Below are 24175 nucleotides of genomic sequence, written 5' to 3'. Positions count from 1 at the left end.
CGTTTTTTAACTTTTGTGTCAAAAACGTGCTGTGAGAATGGCATTGGCTGTTCGGCGGATTAGTATGAACGTTCCAGCGTTTCTTCAATGGAACGCAAGCTTCGTTTAATGTGGGAACGCATGGCGGCTTCTGCCAAAACGCTGTTTTTTTCTTTGACGGCATTAAAAATGTCCAAGTGTTCATTGAAAGATACAGACGGTTTGTAGTCAGGATTTTTGTATCCGCTGATTCTGCGATACCGTTCGATCCTGCTTTCAAGCTGATCCAGAAAACGTTTTGCGGTTGCGTTTATGCTGATGGCGTGCAAGATGGAATGAAATTCTGATCCGTATTTGACCGTATCTGTTTTGCGGCCCTTTACGGCAGCCAGTTTCATCAGTTCGATGCGGTCTTCAAGCTGATGAAGGCTCTCCGGTGTCACCAGCTGTGCGGCTTCGGCAGTGAGCAGTCCTTCAAGCGCTTCCCGAACTTTAAAAACCTCTTTCGCTTCAGCGAGCGAAATCGGGCATACGCGAAGCCGGCCGTTCGGCTGTTTACTGACCAATCCTTCAAGCTCCAGCCGGTAAAGAGCCTGGCGAAGAGGAGTTCTGCTGATGTTTAAACCCTTTGCAAGACTGTCTTCAGCAAGCTGTTCAGAGGGAGGGTATTCAAGTTCGATGATCTTCGTTCTTAATTCATTGTAAGCGTAATCACTTGCAGACTGTCTTTTGACTGGATTTGAAGAGTGCATGAAAAAAGCTTTCGCCTCCTTTTTTCAGAATATAATTATTATTGTATACAATAATACAGATATGTCAATGTCATCCATGAAAGACTGAAAAATAAAATCAAGGGGAGATCCTCATCTTAATCAAGGCACCTTCATTTTCTGGCATCCCGTCTGTCGAAAATGGTAAAATATATCACAATCGACAAAGAGGCATTTCGCCTTTGAGCAAAAAGGAGGCCATCCAAAAATGAATCCAGCTCACGAACCTCTCCCGCTCGAATTTTATAGCAAACCAACAATTGAACTCGCTCAATCCCTGTTAGGCTGTCTTCTTGTCAAGGAAACAGAAGAAGGGACTGCTTCAGGATATATTGTGGAGACAGAGGCTTATAGAGGGCCCGGGGACAGAGCGGCGCACAGCTACGGCAACCGCCGGACGAAACGTACGGAAATCATGTTTCATGAAGCCGGCTTGGTCTATACGTACACCATGCACACCCACACACTCATCAATGTTGTAAGCGGAGGAGCCGATGAACCTGAGGCCGTGCTGATCAGAGCGCTTGAACCCCATGAAGGCCTCGTGCTGATGGAGAAGCGAAGGAGCGGAAAGAAACCGCGCGATTGGACGAACGGACCGGGAAAGCTGACAAAAGCGCTTTCCATCACGATGAACGATTACGGCAGACCGTTGACATCGCCGCCGCTTTATATCGCAAAAGGATATGAACCTCAGAACATTTTGTGCGGCCCGCGAATTGGAATTGACAACTCTGGAGAAGCGAGGGAATACCCTTGGCGTTTCTGGATAAAAGAAAACCGCTATGTCTCAAGATAGTTAAAAGGTTTGGCTCCCGTTCAACAGGGAAAACAATAAAAAAACAGGAGGGAGTCAAGCTATGAAAAAAGTGTTTAAAAGCGCCGTCAAATGGGCGCCTGTCATCTATCCGATCGCATGGAAAATCATCAAAAGCCGAAGAGAGAAAAAGAATCTGAAAGCCGGGTAAACCGGCTTTTTTTCTTGGAGAAAGGCCAAATTGACTTGAAAGCGCAGCCATAATAGAATTTACTTAACTATGAGACAAATTTCACAAAAAGAATGAATATACCTGAGTGTATGGGTTTGGTCTCGGTTCAAGTATCTTAGTGGGAGGGTCTTTTTCTATGCTCAATGCTCGGCTTAAGCTTATCCTCGGCGAATTGATAGGAGCAGAATCACCGTTAACCAGCACATATTTGGCCAATGAGCTAAATGTGACCTCTCGGACGATCAGGTCAGATGTGAAAGAATTAGACCGGCTTCTCTCCAAAAACGGCGCTGCCGTTCAATCGATCAGAGGTGCAGGCTATCGGCTCTCCATCAAGAATGACCGCCTCTTTCGCCAGCTTCTGCAGCACACATTTCATGAAGAGCTTTCTACTCCCGTTTTTCCGAATGAGCGTATTCTCTATTTATTAAAAAGGCTTCTCTTAACTGAGGAGTATGTCAAACTTGAAGATTTAGCCGGTGAGATGTTTATCAGCAAATCGACGGTCCAAAACGATATGAGAGATGTGAAGAAAAGGCTTAAACCTTACGACATCGAACTGGAGATCAAACCGAATTACGGCTTTAAGCTGAAGGGAGATGAGATGAAGCTGCGATCCTGCATCGCAGAGCACCTTTTTCCAAAGCGGGAAACGGATATTGATATTATGAACACCCGGATATCCATCCTCCCAAAAGAAGAGCTGGCTATGATCCGTCAGACGATTTTAGAAAAAATAAGCGAAGATCACATTTCTCTTTCAGATATCGGACTAAACAACCTTCTCATTCACGTCGCCATTGCATGCAAACGTATTCGAAGCGGCAAACATGTTTCTCTTTATTCCAAAGATGTAAAGGAGATTATGAATCATAAAGAATATGAAGTGGCGAAGGAGATTGTCCGCACTCTTGAACAAAAGCTGCAAGTGGCATTTCCGGATAAAGAAACGGCCTACATCGCCATCCATCTGCTTGGCGCGAAAAGGACGGTTATGGCCTCCATTCGCAGCGATGCAATCGAAAATATGATGGATGAAGAGACAGACCGGCTGACGAAATTGATCATGAAAGCCATCGATCAAAAATTTACCCTTGGCATTGGGAATGACAAAGAATTAAAAATCGGTCTCGGTCTTCACCTGAAACCGGCTCTGAATCGCTGCAGATACGGCATGAATATCAGAAATCCGATGCTGGACGCAATTAAAGCCAATTATCCCCTCGCATTTGAAGCCGGGATTCAAGCTGGTGAAGTCATCAAAAAAGAGACGGGATTTGACATTCAGGAAAGCGAGGTCGGCTATCTCGCTCTGCATATCGGCGCAGCCATGGAAAGACGAAACATGAACAGGCCCTCAAAACGCTGCATGATTGTCTGCGCGTCAGGAGCCGGAAGCGCCATGCTGCTTCAAGACAGACTGCGGGCTACATTCGGTTCAAAGCTTGAAATCCTTGGAACAGTTGATTACTACAAGCTGAATCAAATGTCTCTCCATGCACTCGATTTTGTCATCAGCACCATACCGCTGTCCGCTGATCTTCCTATTCCGGTGATTCAAGTTAACGCCATATTGGGAGGGGGAGATTTAACGAAAATAGAACAGGTGCTTGCTGAAGATGACGGAATCGCTTCGACCTATACGAAAAAACAGCTCGTCTTTTTGCAGGAAAGTCTGTCTTCCCGAGAGGAGGTCCTCCGCTTTCTGTGCGGAAAAGTGATGCAATCAGGGCTTGCAGACTCTGGGCTTGAAGCCTCCGTCTTTGAACGGGAGGCCGTTGCGCCCACTTGCTTCGGTAATCTGGTTGCAATTCCGCATCCGATGGCACCAAAAACCGATTCGACTTTTTGGGCGGTTTGTACGCTGCAAAAACCGATAGTCTGGGAGAATAAGAGGGTTCAATTCGTTTGCCTTCTTTGCGTGGAAAAGGACAATACAGCAAATTTGCAAGAGATGTACAAATTTTTGGGCCGTGTTTTAGATGACAGGGTCATTGTCCGGGAGCTTCTGAAATGCAAAACGTACGGGGAGTTTATGTCCGTCTTCAAAAAAAGCAGGCCGGCTCATCGATATGCAAAATGAAGATGTCCCCTTGTCTTTTTTCCTCTTCACTGAGGAAAATCATTAAGTGTATATGAAAACGGTTTCATTGTATGATGGAACTGTAAAAGAGATCATACACGATACGTAAAAGGGGGACATATGAACATGAATATCTTACTAGCTTGCGCTGCAGGAATGTCAACGAGTCTGCTTGTGACGAAAATGGAAAAAAGTGCAGAGGAACAAGGCAAAGACTATAAAATCTGGGCCGTTTCCGGAGGAGAGGTTCAGAATCATATCGATAAAGCCGACGTATTGCTTCTTGGCCCGCAAGTCCGTTACATGCTCCCGCAATTAAAAAAATTAGGAGAATCGAAAGGTGTACCCGTCGATGTCATCAATACGGTCCATTACGGAACTTGTAATGGGGCAGAAGTGTTAAAATCCGCCGAACAGCTTGCCGGCTCTTAAAGGAGGCGGCACAAGTGAATAAGTTTAATGCGTTTTTAGAGGAGAAGGTCATGCCGGTTGCCGGCAGAATTGCCGCCCAGCGCCATTTGCAGGCACTCAGAGACGGTATTATTCTGACCATGCCATTAATCATTATCGGATCGCTGTTTCTCATCTTAGCCAATTTGCCGATTCCGGGATATCCGGAATTCATGGCGGGGATTTTCGGCGAGCAATGGGCTGATAAATTAAGCTACCCGGTTAATGTCAGCTTTGACATTATGGCGCTGATCGCAACGTTCGGCATCGCCTACCGGCTGGCCGAAAAATACGACATTGATGCTCTGTCATCAGGTGCCATTGCCGTAGCAGCTTTTCTGCTTGCGACCCCCTACCAGATTCCGTTCACACCGGAAGGCGCAACAGAGGAAATTTTAGTGTCGGGCGGCATCCCGATTTCATTAATGGGAAGCAAAGGTCTGTTTGTCGGCATGCTGATTGCAATGTTCTCGACTGAGGTTTACCGCTGGGTCGTTCAAAAGGATATTGTCGTCAAAATGCCGGACGGCGTACCGCCGGCTGTCAGCAAATCATTTATCGCTCTGATTCCGGGATTCGCCGTTATCGGCTCGATTTGGGGGGCGCGCCTTTTAATTGAGATGACGCCGTTTGGAAGCCTCCATAATGTCGTCAACGTACTTTTAGGCACACCTCTGTCCATCCTTGGAGGCAGTCTCGGCGGAAGCCTTATAGCCGAAACTGTGAAAATGCTGCTGTGGTCCTGCGGCCTTCACGGAGCAAACATTGTCGGCGGAGTGATGTCGCCGATCTGGTACGGTGCGATGGACGAAAACCGCCTCGCTTTCCAAGCCGGTGAAGCGCTCCCAAACATATTTACGACACAGTTTTTTGAGATTTGGGTTAACATCGGCGGAAGCGGCGCCACTTTGGCTTTGGTCATTACGATGTTTGTTAGAGCGCGAAGCAAACAGATGAAACAGCTCGGCAGATTAGCCATCGGTCCCGCTATTTTTAACATCAACGAACCGATTATTTTCGGCATGCCGATCGTCATGAATCCGATGCTGCTGATTCCGTTCATCGTGTCGCCGCTGTTAATGTTAACGGCCACCTATATTGGAATGAGTACAGGTCTTGTCGCAAAGCCGGCTGGGATTGCGGTGCCGTGGACAATGCCGCCCGGCTTTTCCGGATATTTAGCAACAGGAGGGAAAATTTCCGGAGCGGTCATGCAGTTGATTAATCTGTTGATCTCGTTTGTCGTATACTATCCGTTCTTTAGAATGTGGGATCTACAAAAGCTGAGAGAAGAGAGCGAACTGGAGGCCGGAACGGCCGTAAGCGACGGTCAACAGGCCAGTGTATAGAAAAGGGGTGCCAAGATGTCCGAGGAATTGGAACGAACGATATTTCAAATTATCCTTCACGGAGGAAACGGCAGGAGCTTTTGCATGGAAGCGATAGCCGAAGCCAAAAAGGGAGATTTCGCCGCTGCAAAAGAAAAGATCCGGGCGGCTGACAAAGAACTGATCAAGGCGCATCATTTTCAGACAGCTTTGATTCAAAATGAAGCGAAGGGGGCGAAAACCGAACCCTCACTTCTCATGATTCATGCCCAAGATCATTTAATGAATGCGATGACCATGAAAGATTTGGCCGCGGAGATTGTCGAGCTGTATGAAAAAATGAATGTCCACGGAGGTGTCAATTGATGAAAAAAGGATTGAAAATCGTAACAATTGGCGGAGGTTCTAGTTATACGCCCGAGCTTGTCGAGGGATTAATCAAACGGCATGACCAACTTCCGGTCAGCGAGCTCTGGCTCGTCGATATACCGGAAGGGGAAGAAAAACTCAATATCGTCGGCACGCTGGCGAAGCGAATGGTCGAAAAAGCGGGCGTCCCGATCGAAGTCCATCTGACGCTCGACCGCAGGGAGGCTTTAAAAGACGCTGATTTTGTCACGACGCAATTCCGCGTCGGTTTGCTCGAAGCGAGGGCAAAAGATGAACGAATTCCATTAAAATACGGGGTGATCGGACAGGAAACAAATGGACCGGGCGGTCTTTTCAAGGGGCTCCGCACCATTCCGGTCATCCTTGAGATTGCAAAAGACATCGAAGAACTGTGCCCTGACGCGTGGCTTGTCAACTTTACCAACCCGGCAGGCATGGTGACTGAAGCACTGCTCCGCTACTCTAATTTGAAAAAAGTCGTCGGGCTCTGCAATGTGCCGATCGGCATGAAGATGGGGGTTGCAAAAGCGCTTGATGTTGATGAAAGCCGCATAAACATTCAATTTGCCGGATTAAATCATATGGTGTTCGGACTCGACGTTTTCCTGGACGGCGTCAGCGTCAAAGACAAAGTGATCGAAGCGATGGCAGATCCCGAAAATGCGATGACGATGAAAAACATTTCCGGAGAATCGTGGGAACCTGACTTTATCCGGGGGCTCGGCCTGATTCCGTGCGGCTACCACCGCTACTACTACAAAACGCAGGAGATGCTTGAACATGAACTGGAGGCTTCAAAAACGGAAGGGACGCGTGCAGAGGTCGTTCAGCAAGTTGAAAAGGAATTGTTTGAGCTGTATAAAGATCCGGAGCTGGCGATCAAACCGCCCCAGCTTGAAAAGCGCGGCGGCGCATATTACAGTGATGCCGCCTGCAATTTGATCAGCTCGATTTATAATGACAAGCACGATATTCAGCCTGTCAACACGATGAATAACGGAGCGATCGCAAGCATTCCGGATGACTCCGCAGTGGAAGTCAACTGTGTCATGACGAAAAACGGGCCGAAACCGATCGCGGTCGGAGATTTGCCTGTCACCGTGAGGGGCCTTGTCCAGCAAATCAAATCATTCGAACGCGTTGCGGCTGAAGCGGCTGTTACAGGTGATTACAACACCGCGCTTGTCGCCATGACAATCAACCCGCTCGTTCCGTCCGACAAGATTGCGAAACAAATACTGGACGAAATGCTTGAAGCGCATAAAGAGCATCTTCCGCAGTTTTTTAGATCTGTAGAAGCATAGGAATAAAATTGAGGTTCCGGTGTGTCAGCCGGAACCTTTTAATAGATATAGGCGCCGCCGGGTCCGAATGGCCCGGCGAAACAGCGGCCGTCCCATTCATGCCTACATATTTGCGCTTGCTTCTTTTTCTTTGACCAGATCTGACTGCCGGGCTTTGGCAAGCTGAGTGAATATGAGGATGCCGATGCCCGCAATGATTTCGATGAAGCCGCCGATTGCGATCACGCTTCCCGCGCCAAGCGTTTTTGCGGCATATCCGCAGGCAATTGCTCCTAAAGGAAGCGATAGATTTGTGATCATATGGATGACTGCGAACACTTGAGGCTGGTCATCCCCTTCGACAGATGTCTGGATAATCGTGAATTCGGGGACATTGATCGAACTGATGGCTGCTCCGAATGCAAAGGCTGCGAGAAATACGAGCGGCAGGAAAGTATTCAGTCCAGCGATAAAATAAGCCGCACCTTCAAGAATGCCTGCCGTGATGAAAAGGAGTCCGTACCTGTTGATTTTTACTTTTGCAAGGATAAAACCAAGTAAAAATGCTCCTCCTGCCGTCGTAGCCTTCAGCAGCGAGTGGATGAACGGCGTTCCGTTTAAATCCTCTGCAACATATACCGCAGAAAGGGCTTCCCAGGGTGAAGCCGCCAGGTTCATGAAGATGCAGTAAATCGCCAGCGGATATAATATTTTGTGGTTTTTCACCAATGTAAATCCTCTTTTTAATCTCGCAAAATATGTACCTCTTTGAGCAAGAGACTTAGATTGTGATTGATTCCGGATGATGGTGTATTTGATGCAAAGCACGAATAGGCCCGATATGATATAAAAGATAAATGAAAAGACCAAAGTCGTTGCAGGACCGATAAAAGTCAGCAGCACACCGCACAATGTAACGGCTCCCAGCCTGATGATTTCTGAAGAAGACTGGAGAATCGCGTTGGCTTTTTGGATGAGATTTTCGTTCACGATCTGCGGAATCAGCGTAATCGACGCCGGGTTATAAGTCGCACCAGTTGCCGAATGGATGATCATGAGCCCTAAAACAAACCACATCGGTGAAAAGCCGTTTAAGTAGCAAATCGGTATTGTAATGACGACGGCTGCTCTTGTTAAATCCGAAAAATACATCCAGAATTTCAGGGCGCTTCTTTTGACTAAAGGCCCTGTAACCGGCGCCAAAAAGGCTTCGGGGAGGAAAGTGACGGCAAGAAGCAGGGAGGTGCCGATTGCACCTTTTCCGTCAAAAATTAAGAACCATAAAATAGAGTTGAAGGCAAAACAGTCAGCCGAGATTTTGATTAGCCTGGAGATGAAAAGGAACGTGTAATTCTTTTCCCAGACGCTCAATTTTGTTTGATCCATTGTTCAGCGTCCTTTCTTGATTTGCATGTTACATGAGAACGGATAATCTCTCCTTTCCGGTGTGGTTATTGATAATTTTAACATAAAATATATAAAATGGAATCGTTTTGTGCGGGGTATTGACTAGGCGGAATGAAAAAGAGGGGCGAGCGGTGTGGAAACAGAGCCTGCCGCCGGTACATTTCGCGATAAGGGTGCAAGCCCTCTTTTTTGCAAAAGAGAGCTTAAACCGCTTAGCAGGATTGGCTGACTTTATCAACTTCAACTGTCCAGCCGAATGTGTCAGGCAAAGCGCCTTTTTGAATACCGGTGATCGTTTGGTAGAGCCTTTTGGCGATTTCGCCTGTTTGTCCGCTGTTGATCACAAGGCTTTCGTTTTTCCAGATCAGCTCGCCGACCGGGGAAATGACAGCGGCGGTTCCGGTGCCGAACGCTTCTTCAAGCAGACCGTCTTTGTGAGCCTGAACCAGTTCATCAACTGAAATTTTCCTTTCGGTTACGGAAAGTCCCCATTGTTTTAATAGATGAATGACGGAATTTCTCGTAATGCCTTCCAAAATACTTCCGTTTAGAGCCGGAGTGACAATTTCACCGCTGATTTTGAAGAAGATGTTCATGCTGCCTACTTCTTCAATGTATTTCTTTTCTACTCCGTCAAGCCAAAGTACTTGCGAGAAGCCTTTGCTTTCCGCCACTTCCTGAGCCTTCAGGCTCGCCGCGTAGTTGCCGGCCGTTTTCGCATTGCCTGTACCGCCTGCCACAGCACGGACAAATTCGCTTTCAACGGCAATTTTCACAGGGTGGATGCCTTCTTTGTAATAAGATCCGACCGGCGATAAAATGATCAGCATTTTATACATATTGGACGGGGCGACGCCGAGGTACGGTTCCGTTGAAATAATGAACGGACGGATATAAAGGGATGTCCCCTCAGCTTGAGGAATCCACTCTTTGTCGATCTGAACCAGCTGCTTCAGCCCTTCCAGAACGGTGTCAGGGTCAACCCGCGGAATGCAGAGGCGGTCGTTGGATTTATTGAGCCTCTCGACGTTTTTTTCAGGTCTGAACAGAAGAACGCTGCCTTCGCTTGATAAGTAAGCTTTTAACCCTTCAAAAACGGACTGCCCGTAGTGGTAAACCATTGCAGCCGGGTCCATTTCAATCGGCTGATAAGGAACGATTCTCGGATCGTGCCAGCCGTTTTCAGCCGTATAGTCCATGATAAACATGTGGTCGGTAAAGGTCCGGCCGAATTCGAGCCGGTCAGCCTCTGGCTTTTGCTTTTTTGCTGTACTGAGCTGTACGCTGATCGTTTGTTTTGTCATATTCATTCTCCCTGCCGTTTCTAGTCTTTTTCCAAAAAATATTTATCTTCTATTTTAAACCTTCTCTTGATAATCGCAATAGATTTCAGAGAAATTTGTAAAATAGAATTTTTGGAAACTTTAAAAATTTAAATCGGACAAAAAAAGGACTCCCCATGGGGGAATCCTTTTTTATGATGACTTTTTATAAAAGGATTCGATCTCCTGATCGACGTAAACCCAGCCTTTCCAGCCAAGGTGGAGCGTATCTTTCAAGAAGTATGGATCATATTCATGATTCGTTAAATCAGCAACTTGAAAGCCTTCTTGTTCGATTTCTTTTTTAATCTTTTTATAGAAATCTGTCCGGCCTTTTTTAGGGAAGCCGGTATAGTCGTAAAACTTGCCGTGGACCGGAACCGAGATGAACAGCGGTTCTGCGCCGGATTCTTTCAGAACATCCATCATGAGATGAAAATCGTGGAACTCGACTGACTCGGCATAGTTCATCTTTTTATTGTGGCCTTTAAGCTTTTTCAGCTTCGGCTTCAATTTCTTATAAACGCCGTTTGAAATTTTAAACTCATTGTTGCGGGATTCTTTGGCGCCGACCTTTTCGGCCATCTGCTTTAATTCATCCCACGATTTGTTTTTTACATCCTGGGAAATGGTCCGCTTCGGTCCGTTTCCTTCAACCATGGAATAGTAGATGTCCTTTTTCTCCAGAATGCTCCGGTAAGCTTTTGCCGGCGGCGTCAGAAGGGACAGCGCCACTTTGTCCTGATCGAGCTCGGCTTTAAAAAGGGCTGAAAGCAGAGCGTCGTTTGTAACTGCATGAAATTTAAGCATGCGTTTGATCATTTTTTTCTTCAGCTCGGGATCGACATTTTGATTGAACACAAGATCGTATGCCTGCAAAGCCGAGAAGTTCGGCGCAAAGTGGGATTCGTCCGAGCCGTCTTTTTGAAACCACTGCGGAGAAATAATGAAAACGATTTTCTTGCCCTTTAATTGACCAGACTGCGCCGCAAAGTTGATTGCATGAATCAAGGACTGTGAACCGCCTTTCCCGACCAGGTAAGGCGTGAACCCTTGGTTGTTTACTTTAAAATAGTTAGACGGATGAAAGGCATCTAACCGGGACAATTCCGATGATCCGTAAATCGGCAGATATTTCGGATCTTCAAGCGCTTTGCCTTGAAGATACATACCCTGGAACATCATCGGGTTTATTTCTGTAGCTGAAGTTTCGACACGATCTTTAGGAACCAGTTTTGCCAGCCATGCATTTGGAATCAAGATCGCGGTGAAAAAAAGTAAAAATGCCAAGATGATTGGCCCGAATAAAAAACGCTTTTTCATTATCTCAACTCATTCAGCTGCTTTATGATTTGATTTGGCGTGTTCCATGCATCCCGGTCAAACTCTGTAATCGGCACTGTGATGTTAAAGTGGCTTTCGAATGCAAGCAGCAATTCCACCGTGCCGAAGGAATCGAGGATTCCCTCTTCAAAAATATCAATATCCGGATTTTCCTTTACGATATCGTCCTGACATACCTCTGCTAAAACTGAAAGTACTTCTTGATTAAAATCCATTATGAAAATCTCCTTTTAGTGTATTAGTTTCCCTGAGAAAATTAAAAATCCAAAACATACGAAGTGGAAGGTCACCACGACTGAGACGGCTGTCGTCCACTTATTGTTCGGCCACCACTTGTATTTCTTATTCCATTTTTCAAAGAAGTTAAAGCCGACCATGAGCAGCGCGTGATACAGCCCGTAGACGATGTACTGAGGGGCAAGGCCGTGCCAGACACCCATCAGAAGGAACAGCAGCACATATCCGATATTGGAAACAGCCATCCGGTTTGTGATCCATTTTTTCTTCGTCATCCAAAGGACAAAGCGCATGAACACGTAGTCTCTGAACCAGAATGAAAGCGACATATGCCAGCGGTTCCAGAAATCTTTAATATTGCGGCTGATGAACGGCTTATTAAAGTTTTCAGGGGATTTGATTCCCATGATATAGCTGACGCCGACCGCAAAAGCAGTGTAGCCGGCAAAATCAAAAAACAGATAAAGGCTGTACGCATACATGTATGCCAAGCCATGCGAGATGCTGCCGGAAGTCAAAAACGGCAGTTTCATAATGACATACGTATTAATACAATAGCCGATAATGAATTTATATAAAAAGCCGAGAAAGATTTTATTGATTCCTTTGTAAAGCAGTTCTTCGTATTGCTCCTTCGTCCATACCGTCTGATCGTCTTTTTCAAAACGGCGGTACCTGTCGATCGGACCTGACGAGATGGTCGGGAAAAAGAGAATAAAGTAAAGCAGTCTGCTGATTGGGAGCTGCTTTTTAATGAGACCGTCGCGGGTTTCAATGATGAGCTGAACCCCTTTAAAAGTTAAATACGAGATACCGAGAAATGTTGCCCAGTTGTCAACGGCGAAAAACGGCAGCAGCTTTGACAGTGCCAGAGGCAGGATAGAAGCTGCTGCAGCGAGACAAAATACGATGCCGCTGTTCGCTTTGAGACGGTAAGCGATATAGCCTTTGATCAGAACCATCTGCCAAAGCGTAAACAGGCACAGCATGATCAGCCCGTGCAGGCTGTTTGAAAAAATAAGCGCCAGAATCAGAACGGAAACAGCCATGTTATATAAGCGGAAGCTTTTTCCGTTCAGTCCGAGAATGATGGTCGGCGCCAGTAAAATTCCTAATATGATGAAGAAAAGAAATGAACCATAGGGTGTCATACGGTTACCTCTTCTTTTAATCTCTTGCGGTCAATTTTACCGTTTGCTGTCATCGGAATCTCTTTTTGATACATGAATTTTCTCGGAATCATATATGCAGGCAGCTTGCTGCCCAAATCTTTCTTAATCGCGCTGGTTAACTGGTATTCCTTTTCGAAATCGTGTTCGGCAGGCACGATCATGGCGATCAGATACTCGATTTTCTCCTCGCGGTAGTATGGAATAACGACCGCCGACTGCACGTATCGGGACTGATTGATTTGGTATTCGATCTCTTCAAGCTCAATCCGGTAGCCATGCAGTTTGATTTGGAAATCGAGTCTTCCGAGGAAGAACAGCTGGCCGTTTTCTTTGTACCCTGCGTCACCGGTGCGATAAGCAGGGGCGCCGTTGTAAGAGAAAAACGCTTTTTCCGTCAGCGCTTTTTCGCCTAAATAGCCTTTGCTGACGCTGGCTCCGGTAATAATGATCTCGCCTTTTTCCCCTTCTTGGACGGCTTTTCCGTCTTCATCGATGATCACGATCTCGGTTTCCGGCTTTTCAGAACCGACGGGAAGAGAAGAATACTTGTTTAATACGTCGTCTGTTACTTCGATGGAAGTGACGGCAACAGTCGCTTCGGTCGGGCCGTATGTGTTAAAAACACGAGCCTTCGGAAATCTCTCTTTAAGTTGTCTGGCGACTGACGCGGGAAGCGTTTCTCCGCAGAACATAAACAAGCTCAGTTCAGGAAGCAGCTCTTCAGAATAAGACGGATCCATCAAGCACATTTGTGCGAATGAAGGCGTTGATGTCCAGACGTTGACGTTGGATTGTTTCAGCGCTTCAAACAACAGTTTCGGCCGGTTAATCATATCTTTCGTAACCGTCCATAATGTGCCTCCGGACTGCAGGCACGGATAAAGGTCCATCACCGATAAATCAAAGGAAAACGGGGCTTGATTTAAGAACACTTGGCCGCTTTCCACCGGAAAGTCATTCGTGATCCAATCTGTGAAGCTCTGAAGATTAGCGGCTGAGATTTGCACGCCTTTTGGATTTCCCGTGCTTCCGGATGTGTAGATAATGTAAAAGGTATCTTCACCGTGAACCCAGCGTCCGGGATCTGTCTCCGGCACCCCGTCTCCTTCAAGAACGCCCGGTTCCACAACGGAAATGAGGGCATCTCCCGTGTCAACCGAAGTGCCTGAGTTATTGAGTATAAGCTCGGCTTTTGAGCTGTTGATGATTTTCAGAATCCGGTCTGCCGGAATCGATACGTCAACTGGAATGTACGGATGGCCGGCTTTCACGCAAGCCAGGAAAGAAACCGCCATGACCGGTTTCATATGTCCGTAGACAATGATCGGAGAAGCCTCTGTTAATGCTTCGCTTTGAATCCGCGCGGCAAGGCGCTCAGATTGTGACCAAAGCTCTCCGTATGTCAGCTTTTCTTCTTCATTCACAAAAGCAAGGGTATCGGGTTGTGTTTGCGCGTATTTTTTAATAGTTTCTATCAGTTTCATTGTTTTTTTCTCCATTAAAAGTCATTATAAATATATGAACCTGTATTTGCTGTGTGGAATCCGTAAATTAAAAACAGCAGTACGAGAATAAGAAAGTAATAGGAAGTGTTGAGCAGCCACTTCATTGTTGTTTTTTCATACAACATTTTTAGCTTATTTAACATTGATCTTTTCCTTTCCGTTATTGAATTGCCTTAACAACAGTATAAGACGAAAATGTTGTATAAAAGTTTCATTTGTGGGAGAGTTTTATTTCTGAGCGTTGTCAGCTCAGAGCCTATCCTATTATAAACATTTTTTGTTATTGTGGAAATAACTTCTTTTTAAATCACAAAAAAAACAGGCTCATATGAAAAGCGGAGCGCTTTTCGATATGAACCTGCAGTTTGTCGGAAGTGCGTGAAGGAATTAATACTTTACAAAAGCGGAACCCACAATGATCAGCAAAATAAATAATACAACGATCAAAGCGAAGCTATTAGAGTATGACATATTCTCACCTCCGAAAAGTGGTAATACAGAATATGAATGTTTTATGACTTTTGAAAGGGAAATAAATTTATAAAAGTGGAAAATGATCAACCAGACCACTTTTTGATCTTGCGATTTAAGTCGAAACTTTACCGTGGATGTGCCCGTCTACTAACTGAAAAAACGATATGATGTCATAAGGAGAAAAATATAATGGATATGGCGATAGATAAGATGATAGGACTGCCTGAAGCCCAGATAGAAGATTTAAGAAACCTGATGGAGGACTGGAAGAACGAACTCCTTGTCTATAAATTTGCCTTGGATCAAATGGATACGAAATTTTCGATTATCAGCCAGGAATATAATTTAATCCATGGCCATAACCCGATTGAGCATACGAAATCAAGGGTAAAAAGCTTTGAAAGCCTGATCAACAAGCTTGTGCGGAAGGGCTGCGATATTACCACAAAGGCCGCTAAGGAGCACATCAATGATATCGCAGGTCTCAGAATCGTCTGCTCGTTTTTATCCGATATTTACAATATGGTTGAAGTGCTGAAGGAACACGAAGACATCAAGATTTTAAACATGAAAGACTACATTAAAAATCCGAAGCCGAACGGATACAGGAGCCTCCATCTGATTGTAGAAGTGCCTGTTTACTTGACCAACCGCGTCGAGCACGCCAAGGTGGAGATTCAAATCAGGACGATCGCGATGGATTTCTGGGCGAGCCTCGAACATAAAATCTACTACAAATTGAACAATGAAGTGCCGAACCAGCTCACGGATGAGCTGAAAGAAGCGGCTGACATCGCGAACTATCTGGATGAAAAGATGCTTCATATTCGAACAAAAGCGGATCAATAAAAAGCAGCCGGGCATTTTTTAGCCCGGCTGCTATTTTTTTTTGCCGCTTGACCCGAAGTTGTCAATCCTTGAATATCAACCTCATATGTAATATCGGATTCGGTGAAAATCTCATCCCATTTCCCTTCCGCTTTTTCGATTCCAGAATTTCAAGACGTCCGTCCGGTATTCACCCTGCAGTTTGCCGAGCGCGCTCTTCATCCACACTTTCACCTGATCTCCGGCAAGACGCTCGACTTCTTTCCGCTTTTTGTTTTGGAAATCATGGCCCGGCGATGCCTTCGCGCTCTTCTTTTGTGAACTTTTCACTATGCCAGCTTCGTCAAATATGTTTTTCAACTAAAAGAAAAGAGGAAGAACGCTCCTTTGTATCAAAGGTTATGACTGTCATGAATCGAAAAAAGAAAACAAGAAAATGATAAGAGCACGAGGAGGTCTAAAAATGAAATCGGATATTGAAAAACTTGCGGAATGCGGTTTGCAAAACGGAGCGGCAGCGATGATGAACCGGGAGTCGCAACGGCTTGATGCTGCTTTATACGGGACCGTCGGCAATGCTTTCGACCGTGATGCGGGTGCGGAAGGTAAAGCGGACGGAGCTGGCGAAAGGCTGCTTTACCCTAAGTAAATGGCCGGATTGAAAAAGAACCGCGCCCTGTTTTTAACAGCCGTTGCATCAGGGACGATGCTGAATCCGCTCAATTCTTCAATGATTTCTTTGGCGCTGCACAGCATCCAGCATGAGTTTCATCTTTCATTTGCAACCGTATCGTGGCTGATTTCATCTTTTTATTTAGCCAGTGCGGTCGCGCAGCCTGTCACGGGAAAAATCGGCGATTTAATCGGTCGGAAAAAGATGTTTTTGTCAGGGCTTGTTCTCGTTGCCGTATCGGCAATCGGCGCTCCTCTCGCACCGGCTTTTTCCGTCTTGCTGATCATGCGTTTGTTTCAATCGATTGGGAGCGGCGCCATTTATCCTTCGGGAGTGGGCCTGATCAGAAGCCACATTCATGAAAAGCGGGCGTCAGCACTAAGTGTGCTGTCCATTTTTTCTTCGGCTATGACCGCTTTTGGACCGACTGTGGGGGGATTTTTAATCGTTCTCGGGGGATGGCCCGCCATTTTCCTTGTGAACTTTCCATTTATTTTGTTCAGCTTTTTGCTGGGGATGTACATGTTTCCGAAAGATGAGAAAAAAGCCGGCTTAAATGTCCGCGCCGTCATCAAGCGGCTTGATCTGACCGGGATTCTTCTGTTTGCGGGCGGAATCGTTCTCCTGCTGGCATTCCTGCTCTCATTGAGCACGGGCGAGCCCCGTTTTGCCGAGGGGATGTTCGGGCTTGTCTTGCTTTTGATGTTTGTTTGGTGGGAGCTGAGAGTGAGCAGCCCGTTTATTGATATCAGACTGTTGATCGCGCGCAGGACGCTAACTTCGGTCTATGCTCAATTTATTATGCTGAACATCTTTAACTACTGTTTGTTTTTTGGACTTCCGAGTTATTTTCAGGATGAAATGCACCTTTCCGTTCAAGCGAGCGGTCTTTTGATGCTGTTCATGTCCGGGACGAGCGTATTGATTTCACCTTTCGTCGGGAGATGGATTGACCGTTCAGGTGAAACGCAGCCTGTTTTCATTGGTTCTTGCATAATGGCGGCCGGCGCCATCCTGCTTACATTGTTTTTTGTCGATGCACCGATGTTGTGGAAAGGCATTATCCTCTCTTTGCTGGGGGTCAGCTACGGACTCGGCAATGTCGCCCTGCAGGCTGCCATGTTTACGGCAAGTCCGCCGGACATCGTCGGGACCACTTCGGGGCTCTTCCAAACATGCCGCTATCTTGGCTCGATCTTTTCGTCCGTCATTCTGGGTCTGTTGTTTGGAGAAGAAATAACCGCGGGTCATTTTCAGGATCTGGGGGTGGTCATGATTGTGGTTGCCATCGGCAGCGTTTTGATGAGCTTCCGGTTTATTAAGCTGATGAAGGATTGAAAAGAAGCGGTATAAAAAAAAGAGCAGATCAATTCGATCTGCTCCTTTTTAATATTATTGGGCGACTGAGCTGTAAGACGGTTTTCTGTTTTCTTTTTTGCTCAGGTTATACACGGCTGTTCCCGAGATTTGACCGGCTGTTTTCAGCCTGTCTTTGCTGATGTGTTCAATCGTGTCGTAAGGGGTGTGGTACCAAGGCTCCAATGCACCTGTTCCCGGCTCTCTCCAAATGAAGTTGGCCGAGTCGATGCCGGCTTCATGGAATGGGACATGGTCGGATGATCCGCCTTGATGTAAAAATAATACGTCTTTCCCAAGGCTTAAAGAAGCGGCTTTACTTAGCTCCCAGACGAGGTTTGCCGAACCGTCGGGTGTATTGATGTACAGCTGTGAAGCATTTTCCCAGCTTGTCGCCACCATATCTAAGTTAAAGTTGGCAACGCTCTGTTTGACTTCCCGCTCTGACAAGGTGCTGACATAATGGCGCGATCCGAGGAGACCGATTTCTTCGGCACCGAATGTAATAAAGCGAATTTCTTTGTCGGCTGGAACCGTCTTCATGATCCGGGCCAGTTCAAGGACGACTGAAGTGCCGGAGGCATTGTCATTGGCTCCGGGAGCATAAGGGACGCTGTCATAATGCGAAGTCACATACACGATGTCCGGATTTTTGACACCTTTTGCTTTGCGGACGCCGATCACGTTTTGCGATGTTTGATTTTTATGAGCCTTCAGCTTCAAGATCGCTTCTTGTTCAGAAAGCAGCTTTTCTCCGTCTTCCTTTTTGACGCCGACTACCGGAACATCGACTTTATTACCGCTGAGATTCGGAGTCAGAGGGACGAGGCCGTCGACGTTATTATAAATGATCACTCCGCTTGCGCCTGCGTCAGCAGCGTTTTTTGCTTTTTCATAGAATGTCAGCTCGCCTCTTAAAATGACGGCGATTTTGCCTCTCGCTTCCTCGGTGAAGTCGCCGGGCAGGCCGAGGCCGGCATCATAGAGAGGAGCTGCCAGGCCTTCTGCTGCTGTCGGGGCGGAACCGGCGGCAGGCCGCGAAGGCACGTTATTTCCCTGAACGGTAAGCGTTCCTTCCAGCCGATCAGGTATGCTGAAGGTTTGTGTGGTCACTTTCAGATTTGATTTTTTCATCTGTGAGGCGATGAAAGCGGCGCTCTTTTTTTCTTCCGCCGTGCCTGTCACACGCGGTCCGATTGTTTCGCTTAAATGGTAAATCGTTTGATAGGCGCGATTTTCGTTGAATTTTTTGCTGAATTTTTCGACATCTTTTGCGATGGCTGTTTCCTGAGGCGCCGCTTGAACAGCATTTCCCGTTCCATCGGCGAACACGCCGCCTGCTATTACGGATAGCGCCAATCCGATCATCATCATTTTTCTCTTCATACATAAACCTCCTTGATGGTCTTGTTTTCCTGAGAAGAGATATTCGCAGCTGAGTGGGTGAATCCTGCATGCATCTGATAAATGATTCGATAGACCAGTAATTTGAAGTTTGATAAAAAAGTTTTTTTGTTTAATAGGATGGTTGACGTGAGCATTCTTTCTGTTTAGAATACGTCCGAATTATCAGGATCCTGATTTTGAATCACATATGTGAATGTTGGAGGGTGTCATGTCAGTAAAATCCGCGGTACGTGTTGTACGTATATTTGAATTGCTGTCAAATCATCCGGATGGATTAACCGTAAAGGAGATCAGCAAAGAATTGTCGCTGCCGCAGAGCAGTACATTCAATTTGGCCGCTACACTTTTGGATGAAGGATACCTTCAGCAGGATGCTATCAAGCGTTACAGGCTGGGGGCAAAACTGATCCAAGTTGGAACCGCTGCCATGGAGTCGATCGACATTTCGTCGCAAGGTGTTCCGTTTTTAAAACAGCTGATGGACGGCGTTCAAGAGACGGTGTTTATGGCCGTTCTATCCGATGATCAGCTCGTCTACATCGCAAAAATCGATAACAACAGGTCAATCAGAACAACCGCACAGCCCGGTTCGCGCAAGCCGCTATATTGCACCGGGCTTGGCAAGGCATTTTTGGCATTCATGCCGGAGGACAAAAGGGAAGGGCTGCTCGACCGCATGGAATTTATCCGGTTTACCGGGCATACCATCACCGCCAGAGATGAGCTGGAAAAGCAGCTGCAGACATTTTTGGAACAGGGATATGCCGTTGACAATGAAGAAAATGAAGAAGGTTTGTTTTGTCTGGCGGCTCCTGTCTATGGTCCGGATGGCGTAATGAATGCGGCGATCAGCACCGCCGGGCCAAAGGAGCGCATGCTCGCAAGAAAGGCGCTTATCGTTGAGCAGCTGCTTCACACAGCCGGAAAAATTACAGAAAGCATTGGCGGATTTAAAAAGCCGCTTTAGCAAAGGGGGAAAGTTCTGATGGATGTTATTAGCATAGGAGAGACAATGGCGCTGTTCACTCCGAATGAAGACGGCCCTCTCAGATACGCAAGAAACTATCAGGTGAGAATAGCGGGCGCAGAAACCAACACGCTGATCGGGCTTTCGAAGCTCGGGAAAAAAGCCGGCTGGATTACCCGGCTTGGAAAAGACGAGTTCGGGGCGATGATTCTTTCTGCTGTCAGAGGAGAAGGAGTCGATGTCAGCCAAGTGAAGCTCGATGACACGGCGCCGACCGGTTTGTTTTTTAAAGAAAGGAAAAGCGCGGCCAAAGTCAATGTCTTCTATTACAGGACGCTTTCAGCGGCGAGTTTTTTGAAAAAAAGCGATATTGATGAGCCATACATTGAGAAAGCGGGGTTTTTATACATTACGGGAATTACCCCGGCTTTAAGTGAAAGCGCTTCAGATGCAGTGTTTTATGCAGTGGAGCTCGCCAAAAAGCACAATAAATGCGTTGTATTTGATCCGAATTTTCGAAAAAAGCTCTGGGACGGAGAGCGGGCGCGGCAGACGATGTTTGATTTGATCAAACAGTCTGATATCGTGCTTCCCGGCTTGAGCGAAGGGCGTTTTTTGTTCGGCACCGCTGATGAGAAAAAAATAGCGGAAGCCATCCGCGGGCACGGGGCTGAAACCGCCATCGTCAAGCTTGGTGCAAAAGGCGCCTATTATTCCAGCGGGAATGAAAACGGCTATGCGGAAGGCTATCAGATTCAGACTGCAGCGGACCCCGTGGGTGCCGGAGACGGCTTTGCAGCCGGTGTATTATCGGGTTTGATTGATCATATTCCGCTTTCTGAAGCTGTCAAACGCGGCTGTGCCGTCGGCGCCATGGTAGCTGCGGTAAACGGTGATATTGAAGGGCTGCCTGACAGCGATTCACTGTTTGCGTTTATGGAACAATCTGATGAAGAAGATGTCAGCCGATAAAAAACCGTAAAGAAAGGGTGGCAGAAATGCATGTATTGTCACAAATCAAAGAACAAAAAGTGATTGCGATCATCCGCGGATACAATCCGGAGGAGGCAGTGAGCATTGCCGGCGCCTTAAAAGCGGGCGGCATCAGGCTTGTGGAAATTACGCTTAATTCCCCTCAAGCGATCAAAGCGATTGAAGCGGTTTCAGAAGATGTTGGAGACGAAATGCTTATCGGAGCGGGAACCGTTCTTGATCCCGAATCTGCGAGAGCGGCGCTTTTAGCCGGCGCGCGGTTTATCCTGTCGCCAACTGTTCATGAAGAGACGATCAAGCTGACAAAGCGATATGGAGCGATCAGCATTCCGGGCGCCTTTACCCCGACGGAAATATTGACGGCGTATGAAAGCGGTGGAGACATCATCAAAGTATTTCCCGGAACGATGGGGCCTGGCTATATCAAAGATATCCACGGACCGCTTCCGCATATTCCGCTGCTTCCGACGGGAGGGGTAGGGTTGGAAAACCTTCACGAGTTTTTACAGGCCGGTGCGGTCGGTGCTGGAATCGGCGGTTCACTTGTGAGGGCTCATCAAGATGTGAATGACGCGTTTTTAGAAGAGCTGTCCAAAAAAGCAAAGCAATTTGTTGAAGCAGCAAAACAGTAAAAGGGGAGATCAGAGATGAAAATAACGGGATTCGAGTGTTTCCAAATTCCACCGCGCTGGCTTTTCTTAAAAATCGAAACGGATGAAGGCATTACAGGGTGGGGAGAGCCGGTAATCGAGGGAAAGGCGGCGACAGTTAAGGCGGCTGTCGGCGAGTTAATGGAATATTTAATCGGCAAAGACCCGATGAACATTGAAGACCACTGGAATGTCATGTACAGAGGCGGATTTTATCGGGGCGGACCCATTCTGATGAGCGCGATTGCAGGAATCGATCAAGCGCTTTGGGACATTAAGGGCAAGTTTTACAATGCGCCCGTGCATCAGCTGCTCGGAGGGAAGAGCAGGGAATCGATCAAGGTCTATTCCTGGATTGGCGGAGACAGGCCTCAAGACGTCGGCCTCGCTGCCAAGGAGGTGGTTGACCAAGGCTTTACAGCCGTCAAAATGAACGGCACGGAAGAGCTGCAATACATTGATTCACATGAAAAAATCGATCAGGTGATTGAAAGAATATCAGCCGTCAGAGAAGCTGTCGGCCCGTACATTGGAATCGGCATCGACTTTCACGGCAGGGTGCACAAGCCGATGGCGAAGATTTTGGCAAAAGAGCTTGAACCGTTTCGCCCGATGTTTATAGAAGAGCCTGTTCTGCCGGAAAACAACGAGGCGCTCCGCGATATCGCCAGCCTCGTCTCAATTCCGATTGCGACCGGAGAACGAATGTTTTCAAAGTGGCAGTTTAAAGATCTGCTGACTGACGGCTATGTCGATATTATTCAGCCTGACTTGTCACACGCCGGCGGAATTACCGAATGCAAAAAGATCCTGTCGATGGCGGAAGCATTTGATGTCGCCGCCGCTCCTCACTGTCCGCTGGGCCCGATCGCTCTGGCGGCCTGCCTTCAGGTTGATGCAACGTGCCACAATGCATTTATACAGGAACAAAGCTTAGGAATCCATTACAACAAAGGCACGGATTTGCTTGATTATATCGTGGATCAAAAGGTGTTTTTCTATGAAGACGGCTATGTCCGGATTCCGGATGGCCCGGGCCTTGGGGTGGACATCAATGAAGATCATGTCCGGAAAATGGCTGATATCGGGCATAACTGGCGCAATCCGGTATGGCGGCACAAGGACGGAAGCATAGCTGAATGGTAAAAATGATACCGTTTTCAAAAGATGTCCGTCATTACAAACAAATAAAAGGAGAGGGCCTGTCATGAAACAAGCTGCTGTAAAAGAGAAGCCGACAAAGGTTAGAGTGCGGGTACTGCTGTTTATTTTTGTATGTGTCGTGATCAATTATATGGATCGAAGCAATATCTCAGTCGCAGCTTCTGCAATTGGAGACGATTTAAACTTGTCTGCCGTTCAACTGGGTTTGATTTTTTCCGCTTTCGGCTGGGCATACTGCGCCCTGCAAATACCGGGAGGCGGGCTTGTCGATCGGTTTGGCCCGAGGCTTGTCTACGGTTTTACCTTGGTTACTTGGTCGCTCGCAACATTGCTTCAGGGGTTTGTCCGCGGCTTCGGTTCTCTATTCGGGTTGCGTCTTGCGACGGGGGCGTTTGAAGCGCCGGCTTTTCCGACCAATAACCGGGTGGTGACTTCATGGTTCCCTGAACAGGAAAGGGCTTCAGCCATTGCGTTTTATACGTCGGGGCAATTTGCCGGCCTTGCGTTTTTAACGCCGGCGCTCAGCGCCATCCAGCATGTCGTCGGCTGGCGCGGCCTGTTCATCGTAACTGGGGTGATCGGCATCATCTGGGGCCTTATCTGGTATATTTTTTACCGTGATCCCGACCGTCATCCAAAGGTAAATAAGGCTGAACTTGATCATATAGAAAAAGGCGGGGGGATCGTCCGCCGCGGCCGGACTTCCGAAAAGGAAAAATCGGCATTTAATTGGAAGCATTTCAAACAAGTGACCGCTCATCGCAAGCTGTGGGGTATATATATTGGACAGTTCGCCGTTAATTCGACTTTATGGTTTTTTCTGACATGGTTTCCGACATACCTTGTAAAATATAGAGGCCTTGATTTTCTCCAATCCGGTTTTCTCGCCTCGCTTCCGTTTCTTGCGGCGTTCATCGGTGTTCTGTTGTCCGGCTTCCTGTCCGACTTTCTGATCAAAAGGGGCGTATCGGCCGGGGTTGCCCGCAAAACACCGATTATTACCGGATTGATCCTGTCTATTTCCATTATCGGTGCCAATTATGTCGATCAGACATCACTGATCATTTTATTTATGACGCTTGCCTTTTTTGGAAACGGTCTGGCCTCCATTACATGGGTGCTGGTATCGTCTTTAGCGCCTAAGCATTTGATCGGACTGACCGGCGGAGTATTTAATTTTGTCGGCAGCCTCGCTTCCGTTATCGTTCCGATTGTCATCGGCTTTCTCGCAAACGGGGGAAGCTTTGCGCCCGCCCTCGTCTTTATCGGCACCCTTGCCCTTCTGGGAGCCCTTTCCTACATCTTTCTTGTCGGAAAGGTTGAACGGATTCAGGTCAATGATAATATAAAAGAAAACGATTCTATTTCTATGTGACACCCGGCTGCCGGACATTCGGCGGCCTT

General features: G+C 47.1%; 25 protein-coding genes. 14 read left to right on the top strand and 11 right to left on the bottom strand.

What is annotated here, in order from left to right:
• Window positions 1-59: 59 nt before the first annotated feature.
• Window positions 60-731, bottom strand: a complete 672-nt coding sequence (locus CP943_RS21065; protein ID WP_105981295.1) for a GntR family transcriptional regulator — start codon at window positions 729-731, stop codon at window positions 60-62.
• A gap of 226 nt (window positions 732-957) precedes the next feature.
• Here CP943_RS21065 and CP943_RS21060 point away from each other — a divergent pair, with 226 nt between their 5' ends.
• The 6 genes from CP943_RS21060 (at window position 958) to licH (ending at window position 7293) form a co-directional block, all read left to right on the top strand.
• Window positions 958-1548: a DNA-3-methyladenine glycosylase gene (locus tag CP943_RS21060; protein WP_105981294.1), complete on the top strand. Its 591-nt coding sequence runs from the start codon at window positions 958-960 to the stop codon at window positions 1546-1548.
• A gap of 326 nt (window positions 1549-1874) precedes the next feature.
• On the top strand, window positions 1875-3821 hold the full coding sequence (locus CP943_RS21055; RefSeq protein ID WP_105981293.1) for a BglG family transcription antiterminator: 1947 nt from the start codon (window positions 1875-1877) through the stop codon (window positions 3819-3821).
• Window positions 3822-3947: 126 nt separating this feature from the next.
• On the top strand, window positions 3948-4253 hold the full coding sequence (licB, locus tag CP943_RS21050; RefSeq protein ID WP_003186297.1) for a PTS lichenan transporter subunit IIB: 306 nt from the start codon (window positions 3948-3950) through the stop codon (window positions 4251-4253).
• Between the two features lie 14 nt (window positions 4254-4267).
• Window positions 4268-5620, top strand: coding sequence for a PTS cellobiose transporter subunit IIC (gene celB, locus CP943_RS21045; RefSeq protein WP_020453403.1), 1353 nt, complete (start codon window positions 4268-4270; stop codon window positions 5618-5620).
• A 15-nt stretch (window positions 5621-5635) separates the two neighbouring features.
• Window positions 5636-5965 carry a PTS lactose/cellobiose transporter subunit IIA gene (locus CP943_RS21040; protein WP_105981292.1) on the top strand — a complete coding sequence of 110 codons (330 nt, stop codon included), beginning with the start codon at window positions 5636-5638 and terminating at the stop codon, window positions 5963-5965.
• On the top strand, window positions 5965-7293 hold the full coding sequence (gene licH, locus CP943_RS21035; RefSeq protein WP_020453401.1) for a 6-phospho-beta-glucosidase LicH: 1329 nt from the start codon (window positions 5965-5967) through the stop codon (window positions 7291-7293). Before CP943_RS21040 ends, licH begins: the two co-directional genes overlap by 1 nt.
• Window positions 7294-7395: 102 nt before the next feature.
• Here the strand turns inward: licH and CP943_RS21030 are convergent, their stop codons facing one another.
• From CP943_RS21030 to CP943_RS20995, 8 genes are all read right to left on the bottom strand, one after another.
• Window positions 7396-8658, bottom strand: a complete 1263-nt coding sequence (locus CP943_RS21030; protein ID WP_020453400.1) for an MFS transporter — start codon at window positions 8656-8658, stop codon at window positions 7396-7398.
• 233 nt (window positions 8659-8891) lie between these two features.
• A complete protein-coding gene (locus CP943_RS21025; RefSeq protein WP_020453399.1) occupies window positions 8892-9983 on the bottom strand; it encodes a branched-chain amino acid aminotransferase in 1092 nt (363 codons plus the stop codon).
• A 171-nt stretch (window positions 9984-10154) separates the two neighbouring features.
• Window positions 10155-11324 (bottom strand): D-alanyl-lipoteichoic acid biosynthesis protein DltD, encoded by a 1170-nt coding sequence (gene dltD, locus CP943_RS21020; protein ID WP_023856956.1) that lies wholly within the window; start codon window positions 11322-11324, stop codon window positions 10155-10157.
• Window positions 11324-11560, bottom strand: coding sequence for a D-alanine--poly(phosphoribitol) ligase subunit 2 (gene dltC, locus CP943_RS21015; RefSeq protein WP_003186284.1), 237 nt, complete (start codon window positions 11558-11560; stop codon window positions 11324-11326). Before dltC ends, dltD begins: the two co-directional genes overlap by 1 nt.
• Window positions 11561-11575: 15 nt before the next feature.
• Window positions 11576-12733: a D-alanyl-lipoteichoic acid biosynthesis protein DltB gene (dltB, locus tag CP943_RS21010; RefSeq protein ID WP_026580295.1), complete on the bottom strand. Its 1158-nt coding sequence runs from the start codon at window positions 12731-12733 to the stop codon at window positions 11576-11578.
• On the bottom strand, window positions 12730-14238 hold the full coding sequence (gene dltA, locus CP943_RS21005) for a D-alanine--poly(phosphoribitol) ligase subunit DltA (RefSeq protein ID WP_023856958.1): 1509 nt from the start codon (window positions 14236-14238) through the stop codon (window positions 12730-12732). The genes dltB and dltA overlap by 4 nt, the downstream gene beginning before the upstream one ends.
• A gap of 14 nt (window positions 14239-14252) precedes the next feature.
• Window positions 14253-14402: a teichoic acid D-Ala incorporation-associated protein DltX gene (locus tag CP943_RS21000; protein WP_023856959.1), complete on the bottom strand. Its 150-nt coding sequence runs from the start codon at window positions 14400-14402 to the stop codon at window positions 14253-14255.
• A 244-nt stretch (window positions 14403-14646) separates the two neighbouring features.
• A complete protein-coding gene (locus CP943_RS20995) occupies window positions 14647-14730 on the bottom strand; it encodes a YjcZ family sporulation protein (protein ID WP_016885663.1) in 84 nt (27 codons plus the stop codon).
• Between the two features lie 213 nt (window positions 14731-14943).
• On the opposite strand from CP943_RS20995, the gene CP943_RS20990 reads away from it, so the two are divergent.
• On the top strand, window positions 14944-15582 hold the full coding sequence (locus CP943_RS20990) for a GTP pyrophosphokinase YwaC (RefSeq protein ID WP_031305127.1): 639 nt from the start codon (window positions 14944-14946) through the stop codon (window positions 15580-15582).
• 111 nt (window positions 15583-15693) lie between these two features.
• On the opposite strand, the gene CP943_RS22555 is transcribed toward CP943_RS20990, so the two are convergent.
• Window positions 15694-15891, bottom strand: a complete 198-nt coding sequence (locus CP943_RS22555; RefSeq protein WP_165973178.1) for a hypothetical protein — start codon at window positions 15889-15891, stop codon at window positions 15694-15696.
• Between the two features lie 133 nt (window positions 15892-16024).
• On the opposite strand from CP943_RS22555, the gene CP943_RS20985 reads away from it, so the two are divergent.
• Together CP943_RS20985 and CP943_RS20980 are read left to right on the top strand one after the other, a co-directional pair.
• Window positions 16025-16210, top strand: coding sequence for a hypothetical protein (locus CP943_RS20985; protein WP_023856963.1), 186 nt, complete (start codon window positions 16025-16027; stop codon window positions 16208-16210).
• The gene (locus CP943_RS20980) at window positions 16211-17572 is read left to right on the top strand and encodes an MFS transporter (RefSeq protein WP_023856964.1); all 1362 of its coding nucleotides are present in this window, start codon (window positions 16211-16213) and stop codon (window positions 17570-17572) included.
• Window positions 17573-17626: 54 nt separating this feature from the next.
• Here the strand turns inward: CP943_RS20980 and CP943_RS20975 are convergent, their stop codons facing one another.
• Window positions 17627-18976, bottom strand: a complete 1350-nt coding sequence (locus CP943_RS20975; protein ID WP_026580293.1) for a M28 family peptidase — start codon at window positions 18974-18976, stop codon at window positions 17627-17629.
• Between the two features lie 229 nt (window positions 18977-19205).
• Between CP943_RS20975 and CP943_RS20970 the strand changes: the two genes are divergently transcribed.
• The 5 genes from CP943_RS20970 (at window position 19206) to CP943_RS20950 (ending at window position 24146) form a co-directional block, all read left to right on the top strand.
• Entirely contained in the window at window positions 19206-19964 is a 759-nt protein-coding gene (locus CP943_RS20970; protein ID WP_023856966.1) for an IclR family transcriptional regulator, read from the top strand.
• 18 nt (window positions 19965-19982) lie between these two features.
• Complete coding sequence (locus CP943_RS20965) at window positions 19983-20936, top strand: sugar kinase (RefSeq protein WP_026580292.1); 954 nt, start codon at window positions 19983-19985, stop codon at window positions 20934-20936.
• Window positions 20937-20962: 26 nt separating this feature from the next.
• On the top strand, window positions 20963-21589 hold the full coding sequence (locus CP943_RS20960; RefSeq protein WP_023856968.1) for a bifunctional 4-hydroxy-2-oxoglutarate aldolase/2-dehydro-3-deoxy-phosphogluconate aldolase: 627 nt from the start codon (window positions 20963-20965) through the stop codon (window positions 21587-21589).
• Between the two features lie 15 nt (window positions 21590-21604).
• Window positions 21605-22753, top strand: a complete 1149-nt coding sequence (gene dgoD, locus CP943_RS20955; protein ID WP_023856969.1) for a galactonate dehydratase — start codon at window positions 21605-21607, stop codon at window positions 22751-22753.
• 61 nt (window positions 22754-22814) lie between these two features.
• The gene (locus tag CP943_RS20950; protein WP_105981291.1) at window positions 22815-24146 is read left to right on the top strand and encodes an MFS transporter; all 1332 of its coding nucleotides are present in this window, start codon (window positions 22815-22817) and stop codon (window positions 24144-24146) included.
• Window positions 24147-24175: the final 29 nt, after the last annotated feature.

The organism is Bacillus paralicheniformis (assembly GCF_002993925.1).
Taxonomy (GTDB): Bacteria; Bacillota; Bacilli; order Bacillales; family Bacillaceae; genus Bacillus; species Bacillus paralicheniformis.
Note: the sequence above shows the minus strand (reverse complement) of the source record. Positions and strands in the feature narration are given on the sequence as shown.

What these genes read in the sequence shown, in the direction of transcription:
- CP943_RS21065 (WP_105981295.1), bottom strand. Translation starts at nt 731, where the DNA reads ATGCACTCTTCAAATCCAGTCAAAAGACAGTCTGCAAGTGATTACGCT.
- CP943_RS21060 (WP_105981294.1), top strand. Translation starts at nt 958, where the DNA reads ATGAATCCAGCTCACGAACCTCTCCCGCTCGAATTTTATAGCAAACCA.
- CP943_RS21055 (WP_105981293.1), top strand. Translation starts at nt 1,875, where the DNA reads ATGCTCAATGCTCGGCTTAAGCTTATCCTCGGCGAATTGATAGGAGCA.
- licB (WP_003186297.1), top strand. Translation starts at nt 3,948, where the DNA reads ATGAATATCTTACTAGCTTGCGCTGCAGGAATGTCAACGAGTCTGCTT.
- CP943_RS21040 (WP_105981292.1), top strand. Translation starts at nt 5,636, where the DNA reads ATGTCCGAGGAATTGGAACGAACGATATTTCAAATTATCCTTCACGGA.
- licH (WP_020453401.1), top strand. Translation starts at nt 5,965, where the DNA reads ATGAAAAAAGGATTGAAAATCGTAACAATTGGCGGAGGTTCTAGTTAT.
- CP943_RS21030 (WP_020453400.1), bottom strand. Translation starts at nt 8,658, where the DNA reads ATGGATCAAACAAAATTGAGCGTCTGGGAAAAGAATTACACGTTCCTT.
- CP943_RS21025 (WP_020453399.1), bottom strand. Translation starts at nt 9,983, where the DNA reads ATGACAAAACAAACGATCAGCGTACAGCTCAGTACAGCAAAAAAGCAA.
- dltD (WP_023856956.1), bottom strand. Translation starts at nt 11,324, where the DNA reads ATGAAAAAGCGTTTTTTATTCGGGCCAATCATCTTGGCATTTTTACTT.
- dltC (WP_003186284.1), bottom strand. Translation starts at nt 11,560, where the DNA reads ATGGATTTTAATCAAGAAGTACTTTCAGTTTTAGCAGAGGTATGTCAG.
- dltB (WP_026580295.1), bottom strand. Translation starts at nt 12,733, where the DNA reads ATGACACCCTATGGTTCATTTCTTTTCTTCATCATATTAGGAATTTTA.
- dltA (WP_023856958.1), bottom strand. Translation starts at nt 14,238, where the DNA reads ATGAAACTGATAGAAACTATTAAAAAATACGCGCAAACACAACCCGAT.
- CP943_RS21000 (WP_023856959.1), bottom strand. Translation starts at nt 14,402, where the DNA reads ATGTTAAATAAGCTAAAAATGTTGTATGAAAAAACAACAATGAAGTGG.
- CP943_RS20995 (WP_016885663.1), bottom strand. Translation starts at nt 14,730, where the DNA reads ATGTCATACTCTAATAGCTTCGCTTTGATCGTTGTATTATTTATTTTG.
- CP943_RS20990 (WP_031305127.1), top strand. Translation starts at nt 14,944, where the DNA reads ATGATAGGACTGCCTGAAGCCCAGATAGAAGATTTAAGAAACCTGATG.
- CP943_RS20985 (WP_023856963.1), top strand. Translation starts at nt 16,025, where the DNA reads ATGAAATCGGATATTGAAAAACTTGCGGAATGCGGTTTGCAAAACGGA.
- CP943_RS20980 (WP_023856964.1), top strand. Translation starts at nt 16,211, where the DNA reads ATGGCCGGATTGAAAAAGAACCGCGCCCTGTTTTTAACAGCCGTTGCA.
- CP943_RS20975 (WP_026580293.1), bottom strand. Translation starts at nt 18,976, where the DNA reads ATGAAGAGAAAAATGATGATGATCGGATTGGCGCTATCCGTAATAGCA.
- CP943_RS20970 (WP_023856966.1), top strand. Translation starts at nt 19,206, where the DNA reads ATGTCAGTAAAATCCGCGGTACGTGTTGTACGTATATTTGAATTGCTG.
- CP943_RS20965 (WP_026580292.1), top strand. Translation starts at nt 19,983, where the DNA reads ATGGATGTTATTAGCATAGGAGAGACAATGGCGCTGTTCACTCCGAAT.
- CP943_RS20960 (WP_023856968.1), top strand. Translation starts at nt 20,963, where the DNA reads ATGCATGTATTGTCACAAATCAAAGAACAAAAAGTGATTGCGATCATC.
- dgoD (WP_023856969.1), top strand. Translation starts at nt 21,605, where the DNA reads ATGAAAATAACGGGATTCGAGTGTTTCCAAATTCCACCGCGCTGGCTT.
- CP943_RS20950 (WP_105981291.1), top strand. Translation starts at nt 22,815, where the DNA reads ATGAAACAAGCTGCTGTAAAAGAGAAGCCGACAAAGGTTAGAGTGCGG.